This window comes from Pseudomonadota bacterium, assembly GCA_010028905.1.
Classification (GTDB): Bacteria; Vulcanimicrobiota; Xenobia; order RGZZ01; family RGZZ01; genus RGZZ01.
This window is the reverse complement of the sequence record RGZZ01000414.1, coordinates 1-4,471: the sequence shown is the minus strand read 5'-3', so window position 1 is coordinate 4,471 and position 4,471 is coordinate 1. Positions and strand designations below refer to the sequence as shown.

Genomic DNA, 4,471 nt, shown 5'->3' with positions numbered 1-4,471 from the left:
CCCGGAAGACGCGGGTGTGCAGATCGACGTCGTCGTCGGTGGTGTCCGGGGCGATGAGCGCCATGTTGTGGAACGGGGTCATGAGAATGCCGCGGTTCAGCGCGCAGAGGTGCATGTAGCGATCGAGCTCGGCGTCGACCGCAGCCGCGGCCTCACCGCCGTTGCGCGGCGGCGCCGGTCGGAACCAGTACTCCACCCGACACCCCAGATGCTTGACGATCCAGGGCAGGCCGAAGTCTGCGATGACCTCTTCGACCCCCAGGGTGAAGCGCTCGGCCAACGGCGTGGTGCGTGCGTACAGCGCGGGCGTGAGCACGTGCTCGAGGGTGGCGCGCACCGCGGCCAGGCTGAGGGCATTGCCCGCCAGGGTGCCGCCGATGCCCCCCGTGTCGCACTCGTCGCGATTCACCTTCTCGAGCATCGCGGTGGCAATGGCTTCGCTGAAGCCATACATGCCCACGGGAACGCCGCCGCCGATGGGCTTGCCGATGGTGAGCATGTCCGGCGCGAGCCCGTGGGCGCGGGTGTATCCTCCGGGTCCGGTGCAGATGGTGTGGGTCTCGTCGAGAATCAGCAAGGTGCCGGTCTCGCGGGTGAGGCGGCGCAGCGCGTCGTGATAGCCCGGGTCCGGGTGGATGATGCCGATGTTGGTCATGACGGGCTCTGCCAGCACCGCCGCCACATCCCCCTCACGCAGCGCGGCCTCGAGCGCGGGGATGTCGTTGAACTCGATGACCTTCGTGGTCTCGCGGGGATCGACGGGAGGACCGATGTTGCCGCCACGCGCGCCCGGCACGCCGTCGTGCAGGCTGATGAACGTCTCGTCGACCGAGCCGTGATAGCAGTAGTTGAAGACGAGAATCTTGCGCCGACCGGTGAGGTGACGGGCGAGGCGTATGGAGAATCGGTTGGCGTCGGTGGCCGAGAGCGAGACCTGCCAGTACGGCAGGCCGAAGCGGCGTGACATCTCCTCGGCCACCCAGATGGCGTTCTCGTTGGGCAGCATGAAGGTGAAGCCGCGCTGGGCCTGCTCGGTGACGGCGCGCACGGTGGCCTCCGGCGCGTGCCCCGTCATCGCGCCTGTGTCACCGAGGCAGAAATCGACGTACCGATGCCCGTCGACGCAGGTGAAGTGCGCCCCCTTGCCCTGCTCGATGAACACGGGGTATGGGCCGGCCCAGCGCACCATCCAGTGCATGGGCACCCCGCCCGGGAGGTGCTGGCGAGCGCGCTCGTAGAGCGCGCGTGAGCGGGGATGGGCCTCTTCGAATCGGCGCTCCTCTTCAACGAGAAGCGCGGTGAGACGGCTGCGATCGATCATGGCGACCTCCTCCGATCGGTGAACCACGAGATGGGCGATCAGAGACCGCCGTACGAGATGAGCTTGGTCTCGAGATATTCGTCGAGCCCTTCCGGTCCGGACTCGTGCCCCAGACCGCTCGCCTTACGCCCGCCGAAAGGCGCTTCGGTGGCGTGCGGCGACCACTCATTGACCCCCACCATGCCAAAGTCGAGCCCCTCGCTGGCGCGAATCGCGGTCTTCAGGTCGTTGGTGAAGACATAGGCCGCCAGACCGTACTCAGTGGCATTGGCCAGGGCCAGGGCCTCATCGAGATCGTCGAAGGGCGTCACGGGCATGACCGGACCGAAGATCTCCTCGGCATAGACGGGCATCTCGGGCTTCACCCCACCGAGGAGCGTGGGTTCGTAGAAGTACCCGCGCTCGAGATGGCTCGGGCGCGAACCTCCGGCCAGCACGGCGACCCCCCCGTCTCGCGCGTGGTTGACGAGGGCCTCGACCCGGTCACGCTGGCGGGCATTGATCATGGGGCCGATCTGGGTGCCGGCGTCGAGGCCACGACCGACGCGCAAGGCGCGCACGTGCTCGGCCATGCGCTCAACGAGCGCGTCGTGGATCGATCGGGCCACCATGAAGCGCTGGGGCGCGACACATACCTGACCGCAGTTGCGGAATCGCGCGCTCACCGCGATCTTGGCGAAGGCCTGCACATCGACATCCGAGAACACCAGCACCGGGGCGTTGCCCCCAAGCTCGAGCGACAGACGGGTGAAGGTGCGTGACGCGCCATCCATGAGGCGCCGACCCACCGCCGTGCTCCCGGTGAAGCTGATGACGCGCACCGCCGGATGGTCGAGCATGGCCTGGGCCATGGGGTCTGCCGGGCCGAGCACGACATTGAGCACGCCCGCCGGCACACCGCTCTCGTGCAGCGCGGCCGCCAGCGCCAGGGCGGTGCGCGGCGTGCACTCCGAAGGCCGCCCCACCACGGTGCAGCCGGCCGCAAGGGCCGCGGCCCAGGCGCGCGCGGGGTTGTAGGCGGGGAAGTTCCAGGCGGTGATGACGCCGGCCACCCCCATGGCCTGCTTGATGGTCTGCATGCGCTTGTGCGCCAGACGCGCGGGTATGGTGCGGCCGTATGCCCGCTTGCCCTCTTCGGCGAACCACTCAAGGAGATCGGCCGCCACGCTCCACTCGCCCCGCGCCTCGGGGAAGGGCTTGCCGCTCTCTTCGGTGGTGAGGCGACCGAGGGCGTCGAGCTGCGCGCGGATGCGATCGGCCGCGGCCTTCAAGATGACGGCGCGCTCGTAGGGCGTGCGCCGCGACCAGGCGGGGAAGGCCGCGTGTGCCGCCTCGATGGCGGCCTCGCAGTCGGCGCGTTCACCGTAGGCCACCGCGGTCACCGTAACCTCGGTCGATGGATCGACCACCTCGCGGGTTCCGCCCGCCTGGGCATCTGCCCAGACACCATTGATGAGCATCTGCGTGGGAGAGGTGAGATCAGTCATGCCGTTCGCTTCAAAGCGGGAGGGGCGGTTCCCTGTCGAAATCGCCTTGACGGCCACTGCAGGAGAAAGCGGAGTCTGCTTTGAACCTCGCCAAATCTTCTTGGAGGGTCTGCAATGAAACAATTTCCGTCCCTGACACGAGGCCTCCTCGCTCTGGCCGTCGGCGTGATGCTGACCGGCTGCGGCTCCGGCGGAGGCGCCAGCACCTCGTCAATCCCGACCACGAACGCGGCGAGCGTGGGCAACACCGCCCCCACCGTGCCGTTCACCTACGCCCAGTTCGACCCCACCAGCGGCTCGCTGGGCACCCTGCCCCACCCCTCTGACGCGCTGCTGCGCAACCCGTCTACGGGCAAGAACGCGCTGCCAGGAACGACATCGGCGGCCCAGGCGTTCAATGCCCTCAGCGGATTCTCCACCGCGGCCCCCATCTATGTTCCCTTGCAGGGCCGCGCCGACGCCGCCACCATCACCGCGGCCAACGTCATGCTGGTCACCGACAGCCAAGCCGCCGCACCCGTCGCACTTTCGGTGCTCACCAGCGGCAGCAACGACACCATCGTGATCACCCCCACCGTGCCGCTTGCCGCGAACACCCACTACACCGCCATCGTCACCTCTGGTGTGCACGACACGGCGGGACGCTCGATCATCTCGAGCGACGTCCTCGGCCTGCTGAAGCGCACCACCCCGCTGGTCGACGCTTCCAACCACTCGGTGATCTCCACCATCAGCGACGCCGAGGCGGCGCAGCTCGAGGCCCTGCGCCTGGCGTGGGTGCCCATCTGGGCCCAGGCAGCCGCAACGACGACACTGCCCGTCGACAACATCCCCGTGGCCTTCGCCTTCACGACGCAGCCCCTCTACAGCACGCTGAAGACGCTGAACGCCGCCGTGCAGACCTCCACCGCGCCCACGCCCACCATCGCGGGCATCGCAGGCGCCCCCGTCGGTGCCTTCTTCGGCACCGTCGGGGCCACGTCGGTGACGGCCTACTTCACCAATCCGGCCTTCAGCGCCATCCCCCACAACAACATCGGCGGACTGTACACGGGCACGTTCCAGAGCCCGAACTACATCAGCTACGCTGACCCCGCCAACACCGCCGGCGCTCCCTGGGTGATCGGCGGCAACGGCCTGCCCACCGTGCAGAGCACCCGCACCCAGCAGTTCATCTGCTGCCTGCCGGATCCGGTCGCGCATGCGGTCCCGCCGGGCGGCTACCCCACGGTCATCTACGTGCACGGCATCACCCGCAACCTGTTCGACAGCCTTGCCGTTGCCAACGCGTTCAACGGCCAGGGCATCGCGGTCATCGCCATCAATCAGCCGCTGCACGGCAGCAACGACCTGATTCTCGCCAACCAGTACAAGAACCAGGCCGACGGCGACGGCTACGGCTTCATCAACCTCAACAACCTGCTCACCGGCCGCGACAACCTGCGCCAGAGCTGCGCCGACCTCTACGTGCTGACCCGCATGATCAACGCGGGCAACAGCAACTTCGACAGCTCCAACTATGGTGCCACCACCCTGCTCCATCCCGGGCCGACCATGCTCGGCCAGTCGCTCGGCTCCATCGTGAGCACCGACTACATCGCAACCGAGGCCACGAGCATCGCGTCGGTGCTCAACGTGGGCGGTGCGCGCATCGGCACCCTGC

3 protein-coding genes are annotated in these 4,471 nt (G+C 68.1%); 1 reads left to right on the top strand and 2 read right to left on the bottom strand.

Annotated elements, in window-relative coordinates; all coding sequences use genetic code 11:
• Both EB084_20200 and EB084_20195 read right to left on the bottom strand, forming a co-directional pair.
• Positions 1-1,321, bottom strand: a 1,321-nt coding sequence (locus tag EB084_20200; protein NDD30588.1) for an aspartate aminotransferase family protein, incomplete at its 3' end; no start/stop codon positions are given.
• A 38-nt stretch (positions 1,322-1,359) separates the two neighbouring features.
• Complete coding sequence (locus EB084_20195) at positions 1,360-2,781, bottom strand: NAD-dependent succinate-semialdehyde dehydrogenase (GenBank protein ID NDD30587.1); 1,422 nt, start codon at positions 2,779-2,781, stop codon at positions 1,360-1,362.
• A 141-nt stretch (positions 2,782-2,922) separates the two neighbouring features.
• Between EB084_20195 and EB084_20190 the strand changes: the two genes are divergently transcribed.
• The coding region (locus EB084_20190) for a hypothetical protein (GenBank protein NDD30586.1) at positions 2,923-4,471 on the top strand (1,549 nt) is incomplete at its 3' end.

Bases quoted from the DNA above. Each gene is read 5' to 3' on its own strand.
- EB084_20195 (NDD30587.1), bottom strand. From the start codon at position 2,781: ATGCTCATCAATGGTGTCTGGGCAGATGCCCAGGCGGGCGGAACCCGC.